Raw genomic sequence first — 874 nt, 5'->3', positions numbered from 1 at the left:
AGTGCTACGCATTGCCTGAAAAACTTGAAATGGTGAAAGGTTACGTGATTGGCCACAAAGATGGTCACGGTTGGGTACGTCCAGAAGGCAGCGTCGGCAAGGACGATGATATTTTGCTGCCACATCACCAAATGAAGAACATCATTCATGGTGATTTCGTGCTGGTGCAACCAACAGACAACAGCAAGCGTGGTCGTCGTGAAGGTCGCTTAGTTCGCGTACTTGAAGAGCGCAATAGCCAGATTGTTGGCCGCTTCTTCCTTGAGTACGGCTACTCATATGTTGTGCCGGATGATTCGCGCATCAGCCAAGATATTCTGATCCCGAACGAGCACAAAGCTGGCGCTCGTATGGGTAACGTCGTGGTGATTGAAATTACCGATCGTGGTTCTCGCTCGCGTGGCATGATGGGTAAAGTGGTTGAAGTTCTTGGCGAAAATATGGCGCCAGGTATGGAAACACAAATCGCAATTCGCACCCATCAAATCCCTTATGAGTGGCCAGAAGCGGTCGAAAAACAAATCGTAAACTTGGGCGAAGAAGTGCCTGAAGAAGCGAAAGTTGGCCGTGTTGACTTGCGTGAATTGCCGCTCGTTACCATTGACGGTGAAGATGCGCGAGACTTCGATGACGCTGTTTTCTGTGAGAAGAAAAAAGATGGTGGTTGGCGTCTTTGGGTCGCAATCGCAGACGTAAGCTACTACGTGCGCCCAGATTCAGCGTTAGACAAAGAAGCCATCAACCGTGGTAACTCTGTGTACTTCCCATCGCAAGTTGTCCCAATGTTGCCTGAAGTGCTTTCAAACGGTTTGTGTTCGCTTAACCCGCAAGTGGATCGCTTGTGTATGGTGTGTGAGATGACCATTTCTGAAAG

1 protein-coding gene is annotated in these 874 nt (G+C 49.2%); it reads left to right on the top strand.

The genetic code is table 11. The features are described from left to right. Positions 1–874 (top strand): VacB/RNase II family 3'-5' exoribonuclease (locus tag R7093_RS24570; RefSeq protein ID WP_318146931.1); only part of this gene is annotated, 874 nt, incomplete at both ends.

This window comes from Vibrio sp. 1580, assembly GCF_033340055.1.
Note: the sequence above shows the minus strand (reverse complement) of the source record. Positions and strands in the feature narration are given on the sequence as shown.